This window comes from Zeaxanthinibacter enoshimensis (genome assembly GCF_004362865.1).
GTDB classification, from domain to species: domain Bacteria; phylum Bacteroidota; class Bacteroidia; order Flavobacteriales; family Flavobacteriaceae; genus Zeaxanthinibacter; species Zeaxanthinibacter enoshimensis.
The window spans coordinates 1,357,016-1,371,378 of record NZ_SNYI01000001.1 but is presented as its reverse complement, the minus strand read 5'-3'; the positions used below and the strand labels follow the sequence as shown (position 1 = coordinate 1,371,378).

The following is a 14,363-nucleotide window of genomic DNA, read 5'->3' as shown; positions in this document are numbered from 1 at the left end:
TTACCTTTTATACTCCGAGTCTAAAAAATTATAGTGGATTTTTAATTATGGATTTTAAAGCTATTGCGACTTAACCTAAGGTTGGTAAATGAAAAACAAAATATCATGAGTTTAAAAAAATTGAATGACTAATATTTTTTTTGAAATGTACCTCTAAAGAGTAGAAGATCAACTAAACTTTGTAAATTCAATTATTATTATATAGGGGTTTTATAATTCTCAAAAAGATCATTAAATAGTGATTGAATTAAAATTCTAAATTGATTCGCTGCCTCACTATTCATCAAATCAGGATGAGCAGATTTATTTCTATAATTTTTTATTATCGATCTAAGCTCGTCTAAGAATTCTACCTCGAGAATATCCTCAGTAAAAGATTGTAAAATTTGGTCTTTAATATCCTGTAAAAGTGCACTTTTACGGATAGAATTTCCAGTTAAATAGCGAAGATGCATTTCCATATTGCCCAATTCAAAATACCATTCCGAGGAATCTTTAGTAATACATTTCTTAAAATGCTTAGCTAAACGATAAGTATTTGGAGAATTCGGCTTCCCATTCTCCTTAAGTCCTAAGTCCCAGTAAAATTTTTGATCTATATCAATATTTCTATCAATTAATGATTGCACATATCTTCTAAAAAGCTTCAAAAGCATTTCATTTTCGAATGCTCGGCAATACTGAATAATAAAGGGTGAATAGTCTGGGTTGGACAGTCGGGATATTTGATCAAATAGAAATTCTGCCTGCGGCAGATATAATTTACTTTTAGGTTCCAATAAATCAAAATGGTCAAACCATCGATGAATTTCCTCTAAATGTAACTCTATCTTGTCTTGGTTAAGAATAAACTCTTCAATTCTAGAATCGAGTAATTTCTCCATTCTACGGATTATGTCTGATTCCTCACGGGGTAAATGCTTTAATCGCGAAAACTCTATAGAAAGATTTTCAATTTTTTCTATTAAATGGTCCAGCTTATTATTTATCGCAGACTGGTTCGCTATTATATATTCAATCCTAGAATACATAGTATTTAACATCTCTACAACAGCAATTGACTGATTATCACCACCCCTCGTATGCCTAATTGTTTCACGGACCTGCTGTAATTTATCACTTAACTCCACAACGGGTTGTTGAAGGAGGGAATCGTTATTTATTCTATCTGTGTAAAAGTTAGGTAAAATCGGAATCTCAAATTCTTTTAAATCTCGTAATGTTAAGCGAGGTAATACGCCGCCACGCAAGTGCTTTTTAATTTGATTGAGAAGTAATTCCTGTCCTTGATTGGTGCTTAAATAATCCCATAGATAGAAGGAATTTTTATTATTTCTTATTATGATTAAGTGCTGATTAGCAATTAAACGAGATTCAGTATTATGAAAATACAATTGCAGCCTGTGATCTTTATTAATGGCCGATATTACAATATCACCTTTTTGAAGTAAGCTATTACGAGACGTTGCCGGAAGGTTATCAAAGTGTGATTCTTCTATAAACTTGTTTTCAAAATAGGATACTAAACCTTTTCTCGATATATCCACTGGCCGTATTACTCGAATCTCTCCAAAACTATTTAGGGACTTGGAATTAATATGGGCTCCAGGAAGAATTGAAGCTAAGATTCCTAACTTTTCAAGCTTATAGTTTTTAATTTCTTGTTCGTAATTCGAATTTTCAGGGGCATTATAATCAAAGTCCCATCGTATTAATCCAATTTTAGAAACCTTAAAATCATAGTTAGATTTCCTGAAGTTTTCTACAACTACCTCGGTTGAGGTATAGCTGTAAAATTCAGTTTCTTGGTCAGAAGTTCTATTTTCTATAATTATTATACTGCATTTGGCGGATGTGCCTTGTAGTGACTTTTCTGGTAATGAAATTACACCTTTCAAATAGTATTGTTCCAGGATTTTTTGTCTGAATGTATCGAACTCGGTCGTGTTCAAAAAATTATCTCTCACAATACATACAAGCAGTCCACCAGGATTTAATAATTCCAAACCCTTTTTTATAAAAACTTGATTATTATTAATCGTCTTCTGATCAAAAATCGTTTTTCCGAATGGTAAACATCCACAAACGCAGTCATAAGTTTCACGGAAAGAATGCTTTAAGGTGTTGGTACAGATGAATTCAATTTCGGGGAACAGGTACTCCGCTATCTTTACAATATTATCATTGATCTCATAACCTACACGATAAGCTTCAGAATTGCAGTAATAAAGAATATTTCCTAAACCAGAACATATGTCAGCTATAGATTTCGGCTGATAAAACTGAATGATATCGGACATTACCATCGCGATTTCGTTTGGTGTGGAATGGTAATTTAGATTTCGGTTGGAAGACAGGTGATCCGCAATATCATTTTTATCAAGTTTAATCCCTTCAGTTTTTGCCGCCTCAAGAATATTTTCAAGGTTAAAAACATCTTTTCTTTCCTCATATAACTTACTTAATATTAATTCAAATGACGTATTCATAATTATTAGATTATAAAGGCATTATTACGTGATAGCTTTTTTCCGCACGCCTAACAAGCTCTATATCCCCCACGTAAATTCACAATAATCAGCCAGTTATTTGCCCGGGTCCTTAGCAATTAAAACCTCTTCCTTTACATTTCTTGTTATTCGAGCTGTAACTTTTATAGTAAACTACTTGAGAATTTGTAAGGACCGCGCTATATTATAACTGAAAAGTCGTGAGGTTCTGATACAAAATATAATCTCTACCCTCTTATCTTGATTAAATGAATATACAGCAATTAGAATTTATAATTCGGTCCACATTTACAAACTTGGATTATTCTTTCTTAGATCAATTAGATAAGGATTCTTATTATTCTGATCAAGATAAATATGAATTAATTAATAGAATCGAATTCCAGATTCATAGTCTCAAAACAGCAGGTTATAATAAATTACTTTGTAAGCAGTCTAGGTGTTTTTTATGTTATCCGAATGCAGATGCACTTAGTTTTCATTGTCCTAATACAGATGAACTAGTAATCAAATATGTATTTCAAAATTTGGGTAAAACTGAGGAAGGAGAATTTTTATACCGTGTAGAAGAATGTAAAAATAATCCAATTAAGGAGGGGGCGAATGGTTTGCCCTTTTAAACTAGCAATTACTACTTTCAGAGGGGATAATTTATTAGGCTCTTAATAGGCTACTACACTATCCAAGTTCTTAAATAGATTTTTTACCAGAATGAACCCATTCTCTGGAAAAATCCTTAGCACCATAATTCGTCCTCACAACACGTAGAATAACCCAATATTAAATAATCTCAATATATCTTAGATAGGAGGAAAATGTTAATCATTAAACCAAGAAATAGTAATTTGGGATTCATGAAAAAAATCGATCTAATAGGTGACATCCACGGCCACGCTGATGAATTAATTGCGTTACTTAAAAAATTAGGCTATGAAAAAGAAAACGGTGTATTCACACATGAATACAGGACAGCTTTATTTGTTGGTGATTATATCGACCGGGGACCCAAGATTCGTGAAACGTTACATATAGTGAGGCCCATGGTGGAAAACGGGCATGCTATTGCTCTTATGGGTAATCACGAATATAATGCGCTTTGTTTTCACCAGGAAGAACGGGAAGGTGGACATTTGAGAAGACACAGCATCAAAAATATACTTCAGCATTATGAAACCTTACAACAATTTAAAAATCGCCAGGATGAATACGATAACCATCTTGAGTGGTTTAAAACGCTACCCTTGTTCTATGAGAATGAAAATTTCAGGGCTGTACATGCATGTTGGGATCCAGTTCATATTAAATATTTAAAAGGTCGATTGCCGGATGCGAGGCTTACCGACGAGCTTTTACACGAATCGGTTAATAAAGATTCAGCTCTTCATAAAGCAGTTGAGGTAACTCTAAAGGGCCAGGAACTTTCGTTGCCTTCCGGCCTCACTTTCCAGGATAAAGATGGTTTCTTTCGTACGGAGATCCGCTCCAAATGGTGGGAGAATCCTGTGAATGCCACCTATAGCTCTATAAGTGTTCATAAAGATGATCAACTTCCTGAAATTGTAATTGAACACAACAATGGCCTGGACTATTATTCAGAAAATGAAAAGCCTGTGTTCTTTGGCCACTACTGGCTAAAAGGAACTCCCGAACTGCAGAAAATGAATGTTTGTTGCCTGGATTATAGTGTAGCTAAACAAGGTGAATTAGTGGCCTACACCTTTAAAGGTGAACGAACACTTTCCAATTCCAATTTTACCATTGCAAGATAGTTTCTAGAAACGGTTTACCAGGGGTGCAATTAGGGGTTGGTTATGTGATTAATTATTATCGAAGGCTACCTATTATAATTACATCAGAATTAAAATTAATAATCAATTTTCAATTGGCCTTCATAAATATAATTCCAACCCAGGCCATAAAAACGTCCAGAAATCACCAATTTTCACACACCATTTTTTACTCTCCTAAAAATGTGTATTTTAGAGCAAAATAATGTTTAACCCGAGCACGCAAAATGTGCCGGTTTTCAAAGCTCAAAAACGCTGGGAGGCCCTGTATTTAAAGGGATGCTGCCTCATAACCCGAAGGTCGCCCGACTCGGTTAAAAGCTCTTCAAGTCAGCTAAAATCAGGGGTTTCAGCTTCTTCCGAACCTTTTTCATAAAAGTATTTTCCAGGTATATCCTCACTGACATCATTGAGTGCACGGAAATCTCACTTTCATACAACCCGAAGGAGGGGGTGGAATGTAAACATTCCGTTCACGGTTCGCAGTTTGCGGTTCGCAATTTAATGTCGCGAGTTCTCCTGAATCCACTTCCCTGTCCCTTTGTCCCCCTTGTCACCCTGTCACTCTTCCCGTTCGCAGTTCACGGCCTACTTACAGTAGGTAAATTTGCGGTTTGCTGGTGTGACAGGGTGGTTCGAGGTTTGAAGTTCGATATTCGAATTTTGATAATATCTACCTATCCGAATACCTGCCCTACCGCATCACTGCATCACCGTATTACCGCATCACCCGCCCGAACGACGTTCAGTCGGGCGGGCCGCATCATCGTATCACCATATCACCGTAATTATTTTTCAGCCCTTAATTCCTGAGAATTACCATAAAGCCCTTATCTTAATTCCCCCAACCAGACCAATGGCTCACGCTTATGAAAATTCGATCCTTGCTACTGATTCTCCTGCTAGCTCTTCCTTTAAGTATTTCTGCCCAGGAAAGGCAACGAGCCCGGGAATTAGGAATTGAACCAGGTATCCTGACGCCCGGCCCGTATAACGCAATTACTGATGTTGCCGGTGTTTCTGTCGGGCATACCACGTTGGTCGTGGGGGATTCTATTCGGACAGGGGTAACGGTGATCCGACCCCATGGCGGGAATATCTTCCAGGAAAAGGTCCCCGCAGCAGTGTTCGTAGGGAATGGTTTTGGAAAGGCGATCGGGTTTACGCAGGTCGAAGAATTAGGGAATATCGAAACTCCGATTGCCCTTACCAATACGTTGAATGCCTTCCTTGTGGCCAATGCCCTGATGGACTACACCCTGCAGACCCCCGGGAATGAATCCGTGCGTTCTGTTAACCCCGTGGTAGGGGAAACCAATGACGGGTGGCTCAATCATATCCGGGGCCGGCATGTAAAACAGGAGCATGTTTTTAAAGCCCTGGAAAACGCCCAGACGGGAATTGTGGCAGAAGGCAACGTCGGGGCCGGGACTGGCACCCGCGCCCTGGGTTTTAAAGGAGGGATCGGGACCGCTTCCCGGGTGCTCCCCGAAGATAAAGGCGGGTATACGGTGGGCGTCCTGGTACAGACCAATTTTGGAGGAATATTACAGATCAACGGAGCCCCGGTTGGTCGCGAAATGAATAATTTTTACATGGCCGAAGACGTGCCATACGTGGTGGATGGGTCCTGCATGATGATCATCGCAACAGATGCTCCCCTGTCTCCCAGAAATCTTAAACGCCTCGCAAAACGTTCCTTCCTCGCCTTTGGCAGGGTCGGTGCCTTCTCTTCCAACGGGAGCGGGGATTACAGCATTGCCTTCAGCACCCATAAGGACCGGCGCATCCCCTATACAGCAGCCTCCATAGAGCGCACCGTGAAAGAAGTAGGCAATGATTTTATGTCGCCCTTGTTCCTCGCTGTCGTGGAAGCGACAGAAGAAGCCATCTACAATTCGCTTTTCATGGCCGAGGATATGCAGGGACAGGACGGAAGGATCATGAAAGCCTTACCCATAGAGCAAACCCTGAAAATATTAGATCAGTATAAAGCACGAAAACAAGAGTAAAACCCGAGTACCTATGAGATATATAATTCCCCTGGCGATCCTGCTGCTGCTAAGTTGCCAGGCCGAGCAAAAGTTCGAAATTGCCCCCTGGGTCCCCTATGATGAAAGCGGAATACTCCAAGCTAATGCCGACCATGAAAATACCCGGCTCCGTTACAAGCGGATCCAAGCCAAAGTGCTTGATAAAAATGACCTCTGGGCCGTTATATCGCCCCAATTACAAGGTTTTTCAGAGGAAAGATACCAGGAGCTGAAGCCCCTGATCTTTGAGCAGGATATCCTGAGCATACAGGACAAGGTGGAGTCGGGCCAATTGACCTACGAGGCCCTCGCCCAGTGGTATCTCTACCGCATTGTGAGATACGAGAACGACCCGGAAACGGCCCTCAATGCCATCATCGCCATCAACCCCGAGGTCGTAGCCCAGGCGCGGGAACGGGATGCCGAGCGCACTGCGGACCGCCACCCTGTTTTCGGGATCCCGATCCTGGTTAAGGACAATATCAATACTTCGGGAATGGCCACCACTGCAGGGGCAGATGCCCTGAAAAATAACTTTGCCCCGGATGCACATATCATCCGGAAATTCCGTGAACACGGTGGCCTGGTTCTAGGTAAGACCAACCTGAGCGAGTGGGCTAATTTCTTTTGTTCGGATTGTCCCAATGGCTACAGTGCCATGGGAGGGCAAACCCTGAATCCTTACGGACCGCGGCAGTTTGATACAGGCGGTTCCAGTTCAGGAAGCGGGGTTGCCATGGCCGCCAATTACGCCGCCGCAACGATCGGCACGGAAACCTCGGGCTCTATCCTCTCCCCGGCCAGTAAGAATAGCGTTGTGGGACTTAAACCTACCGTGGGATTACTGAGCCGGAGCGGCATCGTGCCCATCTCCAGTACCCTGGACACCCCCGGACCAATCACCAAACATGTCGTGGACAACGCCATCCTGCTTTCAGCACTGACAGGCGAAGACCGGGATGATCCTGTCACCCTGGAGAAGTCATCACCGAAGCAATATTGGAAAGATCTCCGGGAAGCCGACCTCTCGTCCTTCCGGCTGGGGGTCAATAAAGAATTTTTGAAGGATAGTATCTACGCCGAGACCGTCCAAAAACTTGAGGCAGCCGGGGTCACCACGATCGCCTTTGAGCCCATTGAAGCTGATCTTACAGATTTTGGGCGCGTCCTTAGTGCCGACATGCAGACGGATCTCGCGCATTACCTTAAAAATTTCAGCGGGGACTCCGTTCGCTTCCAGTCTGCTGCAGAAATTGAAAGGTATAACGAGGCAGATTCGGTCATCCGTATGCCCTACGGGCAGGAACGGTTTCACTCTGTGTCTGCTGAAGATTTGGATAGCACAGCCCTGGCCGATCTGAAGCAGCGGTTGAATCAGGAAGCAGTTCGTTATTTCACCACCCCTATGGATACCCATAAGCTGGATGCTGTTCTCTCTATAAACAATTACAGCGCCGGTTATGCCGCCATGGCTCATTTTCCATGCCTGACGATACCGATGGGATACAGTACCGATGGCGAACCCATCGGGCTCACCTTTATCGGGAAACCCTTCGAGGAAGAGAAGCTGTTAAAAATGGCCTATGATTTTGAGCGGAATTTCAACAACAGGAAACCGCCGGCCGTTTATGATTAAGGATACAGAGTCATGATAGGTTTTCGGCCGATAAGTTCGAAGTTTGAGGTTTGAGGTTTGAGGTTCGATGCATAACAAAAAAGTTGTAAAAGTTTACTCTATTACCGCTTCACCGCTTCACCGTATCACTGTAAAACCGTTTGACGGTGTGACGGCGTGACGGTGTGACCTGGTAGTTCGAGGCCTGCTGGGCTCAGTTGGTGGTAGGCAGTGGACAGTAGGCAGTGGGCACTCACAAAAAATTTTTATGTCCCTTCTGTCCCTCTTGTCACCCTGTCACTCTACCCGTTCGCAGTTCACGGTTTGCAGTTTGCGGGTGTGACCGTTTCACTGCTTCACCGCATCACCCGCCCGTACCGGACGGTACGTTCGGGCGGGCCGTATCACTGTAAAACCGTTTGACGGTGTGCCGGTTTGACGGCATCCCGAAATATCCGCATCACCGCATCACCCGCCCGCCCGCCTGCATGTACGCAGTACGGGCAGGAACGACGTTCATTCGGGCGGGCCGCATCACCCTTTTCAATGCCTCATCCAGCTATTAACAACACTCCATACCCAACAACTCCGGAAATGAAAGCGGGAAGATTACTTTCGCGTTCCTTCGGTAATTCCTCTTTCATCACGTTAAGGATGACACCCCCGGCGAGGAAGGCAAAGAGCATTCCCAGGTAGTGTTTCGGGATCTCGAGGAAGAGGGAGATTCCCCAGCCTGCGATGACCGCGGCGACCAGCAACCACCGCCCGCCTTTCTCGTAGCGTTTGGTATAATGTTCGGCCAGGGCAAAATCGGTCACCATGAAATGAAAGGCCATGGCGGTGGCGTACAGAATCATTCCGAACCTTCCGCTGTCTTCTTCCCTTTCCAAGAGCAGGTAGCCGATGATCAGGTTGTATAGGGCAAAGGACGCCAGGTGCAGCCAGTAAATACTTCCCTCCTGCTCTTCCCCCGCCGGATCCCGCCTGGAATGCTCCGTCAGCTTCGCATGCCGTTCCAGGCCGTAGAAAAGTACGAGTCCGCCCAGGGCCAGCAGGAAAATGGCCGAATCCGCCAGGATAAAACCTTTTTCCTCCCTCACTGCTTCGTGAAATTCGAACAGTTCCGGGAAAGCAGACAGGAAGATATAGGCTACCGAGATCCCGCCTGCAAAAGACAACCACCTGGAGCGTGGAATGCTGGTCAGATTAAGTTTATATGAGAAAAGGTGGGTGAGGACAAGTAGTGAGAGCGCAAGTATGGTGTAGAGATTCATAATGGCAATTTAATATCTTTTCCCGTCTCTGGCGTGTTGGATTGCTTGCAATAAGGGTTGCATTTAGTGCGCAATGCGCGGTTCGAAGTTTGAGGTTTGATGTTCGAAATTGATCTGGATTTCCAATTACCCTTATACCCGCCTACCTGTATCACTGTATCACCGCATCACCCAATCACTGTAAAACCGTTTGCCGGCGTGACGGTGTGACCTGGTAGTTCGAAGTTTGAGGTTTGATGTTCGAATTTGATCTGGATTTCCAATTACCCGTATACCTGTATCACCGCATCACCCGCCCGAACGTGCCGCTCGGTACCTGCCCGACTACGTCATTCAGGCGGGCGGGCGGGTAGGTAAATTCGAGGTTCGAAGTTCGAAGTTCGATGCATAATAAAAAAGTTGTAAAAGTTTACTGTATTACCGCTTCACCGTATCACTGCATCACCGTATCACCGTTTGACGGCGTGACGGTGTGACGGTATGACCTGGTAGTTCGAAGTTTGAGGTTTGATGTTCGAAATTGATCTGGATTTCCAATTACCCGTATACCCGCCTACCTGTATCACTGTATCACCGCATCACTGCATCACCCGCCCGTACCGGACGGTACGTTCGGGCGGGCCGCATCACTCCCTCACATTTTTCGTAACTTAACCCTAAATCGCGTAGTCTCCCCCGGGCTTCCAAACGGGAGATGTTATGAAATCACTTTACATACTACTTGCCGCCTTCCTTATTGTTTCTGGTCATTGCGGGGCCCAAACCCCGCCTGCGGAGCTTCCGGAAATGGTGGAAAGTCAGCAGGAAGCTAAAAAACTTGGTGCCTTGATCGTTGAGAAACCAGACCCTAGACTCACCTATCGCAAAAACTGGAGGAGGAAGTCGGGCAAGAAACCCCAGCAATCCAAAGCCAAACTGGGCGTAGCAGCAATAGGCATCGTCGTAAGTGATATTAATGCCTCGCTGGACTTTTACAAAAATGTTCTAGGCATGGTGGAAGTAGGTGAATTTGAACTGGATGCGGATTGGAGCGCAGAAGCGGGGGCTGCCAATAACCAGCCATTCAAGGTGAAGCGGTTGAAACAGAAAGACAACCCTGCGGCCACAGAAATAAAACTGGCATATTTTGAGGAGCCTGTTAAACGGTCAGATCTCGGCGGAATCAATGATCGGGCAGGTGTAAATTACCTTACCTTCTATTACTCGGCCAAAGATTTCCAAAAGATCCTTGACCAGTCCAAAAAATTTAATATCCAGAAACTGGGGTGGGTCAAGAGAGATGCCTATCAACTCGTCTTTCTCCGCGATCCCGATAATGTTTTTATTGAAATAGTAAGTCGGAAGGAGCGGTGATACAGAATTTGGTTTCCAGTTCGCTGTTCGCAGTTCGCGGTTCGCAGTTCGCTGTTTGCAGTTCACAAAGGACAGTAATAAAAACTACTTTGAAACTTTTATTCCCCCTTGTCACCCTGTCACTCTACCCGTTCGCAGTTCCCGGTTCGCAGCATTATATAATCTGCAGAACCGTTTGACGGCGTGACCGTCTACGGTATGACCACATCGAAAGATGCCTCAAATTAAGTGCTGGCATAAAAGAGTGAACGTACAATTTATCCTTCCCCCCTTTTACCATTACCCCGATTACCTGTTTACCTCGTTACCCCTTCACCCTATTCATCGATAAATATTTGTCATAATGAAAATATTCTATAAGTTAGTGCTCGTTTGTGCGACATGCGATTGTCGCGTAGTATTAATCCCACAGCGACCAACCAATTAACCTGTGTCCCTGACCTATACCCATTCCCCTATTGGGGATAACTGCTTATGAGTAAAAATAACCTACTCGCCTGCATCTTGCTATGCATGGTGGGTTGCCTCTCTGCACAAAGTGATTTCCGGGAGGGCTATGTAATCTCCTTGGAAAAGGATACCATCCACGGACTTTTGGCTTACCGTACCATCGAAAAACGCTATGAATCCTGTGTATTAAGAACTGGAGAGACGCTTAAAACATACACTCCCGCCGAAATCCTGGGGTATGGATTCATAAATGACGAGCATTACAGTGCACTTATCGTTGAGGGAACTTTTGTAGAGGTGCTGGTTGAAGGCCAAATGAGTCTTTACCAGGCAGAAGATAAATTTGTTGTGAAGAAGGACGGCGAGTTAATACACCTGGATTCCAACCATCAGATGATCTACGACCGCCAGAAGTACGAATACTACACGGTGGAGAAAGGACGCTGGAGGGGTAAACTATCCTACATGCTCAATGATTGCCTTAAGAATTCTCAAAAATTAACGGTAAACATCCGCTTAAGGGAAAGCGACCTTACTCCACTGGTTGTTCAGTATAATCAATGCAAAGGCGAATACTTTAAGGAGTACAAAACCGAAAAGCCATGGAGCGTTTTTGAGTTCGGCGCTATCGTGGGCGTCTCCAGGTCCCAGTTGGTTACTTCACACGACCCCAAGTTCATAGCAGATGACAGTTACCTCGAGTATATGGATGATTCTTATGAGAATATGGTCCCTACCGTAGGAATATTGGTTTCCTTCACAGCTCCCCGCATCTCGGAACGATTCGCGTTCCAGATGGAGACTCATTTCAGCAAATCCAGTTACCAGTCACTGGTCATTGAGGAAGGGCGCAATTCCACCTCCTACCACGATACATTTATCGCTCTCACAACGGTTGGTGTCCCTCTTTCCCTCAAATACACCTTCCCCGGTCGGTCCGTGCAATTCTTTCTTCAGGGTGGAGGGCGATTAAACTTTAATATCGATTCCGAATCCTATGTAATGAGCGAAGAGATCGAGGGCAACGAGGTACAGACTTCTCCGGTAACCGAAGCTCTATATATCAATAAATCCCAGGTAGGCGCCTGGGGAGGGGTTGGCGTTATAAAATCCTTTAAACACTTTAAAAGCGGACTCACCCTGCGCTACACCCAGATGTCAAGAATCAGCCATGTGTTTTCTACCATGGTTACCACCAACCAGTTGTCCCTTAATTTCATCGTTCAGATATGAAACTGTACATCCTACGTTCACTCGCATTCTCTCTTCTACTTTTTTCCCTGGCTACCTGTACTACGGAAGAAGAAACTATCACACCGCGGGAATATCCCCGCCTTACTACCTTACCGGTAACCGAGGTATCAAATGATGGGGCCCGCTTGAATGCTGAGTTCATCCTGCGCGGCGACTACCCCATTGCAGAATATGGATTCATTTATTCTGATGATTACGTTGGGAGGATGGATTTTGAGAACAGTGAACGCATCAGTATAGAGGGTAATGTTGGAGCAGAAGGATTCTCGGCCATGATCAGCAGGAACCTGAGAAACAATGAGGAGTATCATGTTAAGGCCTATGTCCGTACCGCCGATTACCTCGTGTTGGGGGAGCCTGTTAACTTTAAGAGCCAGGGCAGTAAAGGCCCGGAACTTAAGAGCATGATCCCATCGAGCGGTCATATTGGGGACGAGGTTGAAATTACCTCCAGCGATTTTGGCAAAGCTAAATGGGCAACCAAGGTTTTTGTAGAAGGGAGTGAAGCAGAAATCACATCGTTCAGTGAGACAGCAATTAAATTCTTGATCCCGGACGCGGTTGCGGAGGAGCTGCTAACTGTTGCCGTCGAAGTAAATGGGAATGTGTCATCATTTGAAGAAAAGTTCAATCTATATAAACCGGTTATCAGTGAAATCACCCCCGTGCAGACCAGTTTTGATGCTGAGGTCACGCTCTCCGGTGAAAATTTTAATCCGGTTAAGGGCAGTATTTCGGTAAACTTTCTTGGATTTAAAGACGTCGCCTTTCCTGCAGAAATTGTGACAACAGAGGAGTCCAGCGTGGTTGTTCGGGTTCCGGCAGGAGTGGATATAAAAGAACCCGGCATCACCATTGAAATGAATAATATGAAGACCAAAGTGAAGCAGGCCATAAGCATTAAAGACCCTGTGATTTCTTCCTTCTCCTCGAATACAGCTAAGACGGGTGAAGAATTCACCTTAATTGGCAAGAATTTCAGCCCGGATCCGGAAATGAATGAGGTTCGTATCGATGGAAAAATAGCTGAAATCGTGACAGCTCGTGCCGATAGCCTTACCGTAATCATCCCTACTCAGATTGAACATGTTTACAGTTCGCGCAGTGTTGAAGTAAGTGTCAACATTCTCGGGGAAATCGCTTATAGTGATACTTTTCTACAAATAACAGACAAGTGGTTCAGGCTCTCCAATGTTCCATTTAACAATTCGGCCTATATCTACCAAGGGATGTCCACCATGGACCAGGGGTATGTGATTTCAAATGATGAATTCTGGAAGTACGATCCTATAACAAGGGAATGGCAACAGGAAACGTCATACCCCGGGAGTACCACTATTAGTCCCAGCAGTTTTACAATTGAAAACCTACTTTTTATAATGGCAGGAATGGAACTCTATGAATATAATACCCTCTCGAAGAACTGGACACAGAAAACCAATGTTCCTTATTCGGGCAAAAGGGATTTGCTTACTTTCTCATATAATAACATAGGTTATGCAGGAACAGGACGATCCTATGATTATCATACCTATTACTCCGACATGTGGAAGTACGATCCAACAGGAGATAGTTGGACACAGATAGCAAATTACCCTGCAACTCTAGGTGGACGCAGGGGTGGTGTGGCCACGATACTTAATGGTCACATATATACCGGGCTAGGAGGGTCACGAAATACGGGATCCCATAATTATGAAATGTATAAGTTCGACCCCGTGGTTGAGCAATGGACACGATTTGATGATTACCCTGCCAAATCACTGGCTAACCCTACGGCATTTACTACCAATAGCAGGGCTTACTTCGGTAGTGTCAATGAACCGCATGGGACTACTAACCTTTGGAGTTTTGATGGCTTCTCCTGGAAAAAGGAACCCATGGCACCCCGAAGAATGAATTTTTTATTCCTCTTAAATGACATCGCCTATTTTACCGCAGGTAGTAGTGGGCAATTTTGGATCTATGATGCACTACAGCCTGATTAATAATACGCTGTATAGGGTAAAGTCCAGGCTACCCCGGTACACCATTAATTCGGGACAGGGGTACATCGGGACACGCCCCCATACACTAATCACTCCTTA

At 44.1% G+C, this 14,363-nt stretch carries 9 protein-coding genes; 7 read left to right on the top strand and 2 right to left on the bottom strand.

Annotation, left to right across the window (positions count from 1 at the left end; genetic code table 11):
- Nucleotides 1-197 precede the first annotated feature (197 nt).
- Complete coding sequence (locus CLV82_RS05990; RefSeq protein WP_133643369.1) at nucleotides 198-2,489, bottom strand: N-6 DNA methylase; 2,292 nt, start codon at nucleotides 2,487-2,489, stop codon at nucleotides 198-200.
- A 269-nt stretch (nucleotides 2,490-2,758) separates the two neighbouring features.
- Between CLV82_RS05990 and CLV82_RS05985 the strand changes: the two genes are divergently transcribed.
- The 4 genes from CLV82_RS05985 (at nucleotide 2,759) to CLV82_RS05970 (ending at nucleotide 7,966) form a co-directional block, all read left to right on the top strand.
- Nucleotides 2,759-3,130 (top strand): hypothetical protein, encoded by a 372-nt coding sequence (locus CLV82_RS05985; protein WP_133643368.1) that lies wholly within the window; start codon nucleotides 2,759-2,761, stop codon nucleotides 3,128-3,130.
- A 234-nt stretch (nucleotides 3,131-3,364) separates the two neighbouring features.
- The gene (locus tag CLV82_RS05980) at nucleotides 3,365-4,279 is read left to right on the top strand and encodes a metallophosphoesterase (protein WP_133643367.1); all 915 of its coding nucleotides are present in this window, start codon (nucleotides 3,365-3,367) and stop codon (nucleotides 4,277-4,279) included.
- A gap of 902 nt (nucleotides 4,280-5,181) precedes the next feature.
- A complete protein-coding gene (locus CLV82_RS05975; RefSeq protein WP_243744151.1) occupies nucleotides 5,182-6,309 on the top strand; it encodes a DmpA family aminopeptidase in 1,128 nt (375 codons plus the stop codon).
- A 13-nt stretch (nucleotides 6,310-6,322) separates the two neighbouring features.
- The gene (locus tag CLV82_RS05970; protein ID WP_133643365.1) at nucleotides 6,323-7,966 is read left to right on the top strand and encodes an amidase family protein; all 1,644 of its coding nucleotides are present in this window, start codon (nucleotides 6,323-6,325) and stop codon (nucleotides 7,964-7,966) included.
- Nucleotides 7,967-8,496: 530 nt separating this feature from the next.
- Here the strand turns inward: CLV82_RS05970 and CLV82_RS05965 are convergent.
- Nucleotides 8,497-9,219: a hypothetical protein gene (locus tag CLV82_RS05965; protein WP_133643364.1), complete on the bottom strand. Its 723-nt coding sequence runs from the start codon at nucleotides 9,217-9,219 to the stop codon at nucleotides 8,497-8,499.
- Between the two features lie 699 nt (nucleotides 9,220-9,918).
- On the opposite strand from CLV82_RS05965, the gene CLV82_RS05960 reads away from it, so the two are divergent.
- The 3 genes from CLV82_RS05960 to CLV82_RS05950 all read left to right on the top strand — a co-directional run bounded on the left by CLV82_RS05960 (nucleotide 9,919) and on the right by CLV82_RS05950 (nucleotide 14,264).
- Complete coding sequence (locus CLV82_RS05960) at nucleotides 9,919-10,572, top strand: VOC family protein (protein ID WP_133643363.1); 654 nt, start codon at nucleotides 9,919-9,921, stop codon at nucleotides 10,570-10,572.
- Nucleotides 10,573-11,046: 474 nt separating this feature from the next.
- On the top strand, nucleotides 11,047-12,255 hold the full coding sequence (locus CLV82_RS05955; protein WP_133643362.1) for an outer membrane beta-barrel protein: 1,209 nt from the start codon (nucleotides 11,047-11,049) through the stop codon (nucleotides 12,253-12,255).
- Entirely contained in the window at nucleotides 12,252-14,264 is a 2,013-nt protein-coding gene (locus tag CLV82_RS05950) for an IPT/TIG domain-containing protein (RefSeq protein ID WP_133643361.1), read from the top strand. Before CLV82_RS05955 ends, CLV82_RS05950 begins: the two co-directional genes overlap by 4 nt.
- Nucleotides 14,265-14,363 lie beyond the last annotated feature (99 nt).

Coding starts and splice junctions, on each gene's coding strand:
- CLV82_RS05990 (WP_133643369.1), bottom strand. CDS start 2,489: ATGAATACGTCATTTGAATTAATATTAAGTAAGTTATATGAGGAAAGA.
- CLV82_RS05985 (WP_133643368.1), top strand. CDS start 2,759: ATGAATATACAGCAATTAGAATTTATAATTCGGTCCACATTTACAAAC.
- CLV82_RS05980 (WP_133643367.1), top strand. CDS start 3,365: ATGAAAAAAATCGATCTAATAGGTGACATCCACGGCCACGCTGATGAA.
- CLV82_RS05970 (WP_133643365.1), top strand. CDS start 6,323: ATGAGATATATAATTCCCCTGGCGATCCTGCTGCTGCTAAGTTGCCAG.
- CLV82_RS05965 (WP_133643364.1), bottom strand. CDS start 9,219: ATGAATCTCTACACCATACTTGCGCTCTCACTACTTGTCCTCACCCAC.
- CLV82_RS05960 (WP_133643363.1), top strand. CDS start 9,919: ATGAAATCACTTTACATACTACTTGCCGCCTTCCTTATTGTTTCTGGT.
- CLV82_RS05955 (WP_133643362.1), top strand. CDS start 11,047: ATGAGTAAAAATAACCTACTCGCCTGCATCTTGCTATGCATGGTGGGT.
- CLV82_RS05950 (WP_133643361.1), top strand. CDS start 12,252: ATGAAACTGTACATCCTACGTTCACTCGCATTCTCTCTTCTACTTTTT.